Origin of the sequence: Actinoalloteichus spitiensis RMV-1378, assembly GCF_000239155.1 — a bacterium.
In the GTDB taxonomy this organism is placed as follows: domain Bacteria; phylum Actinomycetota; class Actinomycetes; order Mycobacteriales; family Pseudonocardiaceae; genus Actinoalloteichus_B; species Actinoalloteichus_B spitiensis.
The window spans coordinates 1-2604 of the sequence record NZ_AGVX02000659.1 but is presented as its reverse complement, the minus strand read 5'-3'; the positions used below and the strand labels follow the sequence as shown (position 1 = coordinate 2604).

Genomic DNA, 2604 nt, shown 5'->3' with positions numbered 1-2604 from the left:
CGAGCCGCAGCCAGCGGGCTTCGCCGTACCCCCCGGAACCGTCGGGCCGGGCCACCGCGACCTCCTCGGGCAGGTGCAGAGCGTCGGGGGCGGCCGCCGCCAACACCTCGGCGGCGACCTCCACAGCACGGGCGGGGGAGTCGCCGAGCACCGACTCGGCCACCGGGTGGCCCCGCGCGGCCAGCAGGCAGTTCAGCACGGCCCCGCCGGGGATGACCAGGTCGTAGGCGCTGCCCAGCCGGCGGAGGCCGACCTCCACCTTCTCCTGCTTGCGCCCGCCCACGACGGCCACCGAGAACCGGGTGGGATCGCGGCCAGCCCACGGTCCGAGCAGCGTGAGCTCCCGGACCAGGCTGTCGGCGGCCCAGCCGGGCAGCAGACCGAGGAGGCCGGTGGTGGAGGCGTGGCGGCGGTGCGCCTTGGAGAAGCCACCCATCGCCACCCGCTCCCCGAGCGCGGCGAACTCCACGGCCAGGTCCGGGTCGTTCCGCTCCTCGCCGGCGTGCAGCCGCGTGTTGCCGAAGAGCGCGATCTCCCCGTCCCGGAGCGCCGCGGCCGCCGCCCGCGCCTCGGGGCCGGTCGACCAGGGCAGGTACCGCACCGGGCAGCCCAACCGGCCGCCCAGGTAGGTGGCGAGGTCACCGAGGTGCCGGGCGCTGCCGTCCGCGTGCCGGCCCTGGTGGGTCAGCAGGGCGACCCGGGCGCCGGCCCCGCTCAGCCGAGCCAGGTCCGCCAGTTCGGTGTCGACCCGGCCCAGGCCGCCCGGCCCGTCGGCGACGTTGAAACCGGCTGAGAAGATCCACCGTTGACCGGCGGCGAGCGGTTCGTCCGCCAGCAGGCGCACCCCGGCGAGCCCCGGTGGGATCGCGGAGGCCCCCGAGGTCACGGCGCGTACGCCCGGAGCCCGGTGGTGTCCGGCAGCCCCACCATCACGTTCATGTTCTGCACGGCGGACCCCGCCGCCCCCTTGCCCAGGTTGTCGATCACCGACACCACCTTGATCACCGACCGCGCCGGGTCGTGGTCGACGCCGAGGTGGCAGTAGTTGGTGCCGACCACGTTGGACAACCTCGAGTAGGCGCCGTACTCCTTGGCGTTGGCGCCTCCCCGCTTCTCCAGGTCGTTGACCAGCACGAAGTGTTCCCCGGAGTGGTCGGAGCCGTACCGGCCCAGGTACCGCGCGGTCAGCGCCTCCCGGCTCAGCCCGTCGCGGTGCTCGGGTGGGACGAGGACGGTGATCTGGGCCAGGATGCCGCGCGCGAAGGCGCCGTGCGCCGTGCTCATGACCACGTCGACCGGTCCACCCGCCAGGCGCCCCAGGTGGAGCTCGAGCTCCCCGCTGTGCCGGTGGCCCTCCAGGCTGTAGGGCAGCATCGACCCGAACACCTCGGCGTGGTGCAGGTCCCGGGTGGGTTTGGCGCTCGCCCCGGTGGTCCCGTTGACCGCGTGGACGTGGACGGAGCCGGCGGACCCGAGCAGTCCCTCCTCGGCCAGGGGCAGCAACCCCAGCAGCACCGAGATGACGTAGCACCCCGGGTTCGCCACCAGGCGGGCCTCGGGGAGGCGGTCGCGAACCAGTTCCGTCACCCCGAACACCGCCTCGGGCAACAGCTCCGGGCTGCTGTGCGGGCGGGCGTAGATCCGTTCGTACAGCGCCGGGTCCGGGAACCGGAAGTCGGCGCTGAGGTCGACGACTCGGGTACCCCGGCGCAGCAGTTCGGGCGCCATCCCCATCGCCTCGCCAGCCGGCACGCAGAGGAACACGACGTCCAGCTCACCGGACCGCGCGAACAGGGTGTCGAGATCGACGAACCGCAACCCGCTGCCGAGCAGGTTGGGGTGGACGGCCGAGAACGTCCTCGTGGTGTCCCGGGCGGCGGGGAGGACCTCTCCGACCTCGGGATGTCCCAGCAGCAGCCGGCACAGCTCCCGCCCCGCCCAGCCGGTGGCTCCGACGACCCCGACCCGCAGCCTTCCTGTCACCGCTGCATCACCCTTCCCTTGTCCCTGTCCTGATCACGATCTTGCCGACGGTCCCGTCCGCCCTGTCGGCCAACGCGAACGCCGTTGCCGCGTCGGCCAGCGTGACGATGTGGGTGACCAGCACGCGGGGGTCGACCAACCCCCGTTCCACCCAGCCGATGACCTCGGCGAAGTCCTCGGGGGTGGACAGCGCGGACCCGGTCACCGCGAGCTCGCGGCCGACGAGCGCGTTCGCGTCGAGCGCCGCCGGGCCGGGGAAGTAGCTCACCACCACGACGTGGCCGCCCGGCCTGGTCATCGCCGCCGCCTGGTCCAGCACCCCCGGGTGGCCCGAGGCGACGAAGGTGACACCCGCCGGGCCGGCGAGCTCCGGCACGGCGGCCGGGGCAGCCTCGGCAGCGTCCACATAGCGGTCCGCGCCCGCCGCCAGAGCCAGCCGTCCCTTGGCGGGGCCCAGATCCACGCAGGTCACCGCCGCCGACCACAACCGGCGCACCGCCAGCACGCAGGCGAGGCCGATCGACCCGGAGCCCAGCACCGCGACCGACGGGTCGGGACGGGCGAGGCCGACCGCGTGCCGCCCGATGGTCAGCGGCTCGACCAGGGCGCCCGCCACAGGGG

The 2604-nt window shown here is 74.4% G+C and carries 3 protein-coding genes; all 3 read right to left on the bottom strand.

What is annotated here, in order from left to right:
* Positions 1-886 (bottom strand): phosphoglycerate kinase (gene pgk / locus ACTIDRAF_RS30805; RefSeq protein WP_016701149.1); only part of this gene is annotated, 886 nt, incomplete at its 3' end.
* On the bottom strand, positions 883-1983 hold the full coding sequence (gene argC, locus ACTIDRAF_RS0223525) for an N-acetyl-gamma-glutamyl-phosphate reductase (protein ID WP_016701148.1): 1101 nt from the start codon (positions 1981-1983) through the stop codon (positions 883-885). The genes argC and pgk, both read right to left, overlap by 4 nt.
* Positions 1984-1990: 7 nt before the next feature.
* Positions 1991-2604 (bottom strand): zinc-binding dehydrogenase (locus ACTIDRAF_RS30800; RefSeq protein ID WP_039789144.1); only part of this gene is annotated, 614 nt, incomplete at its 5' end.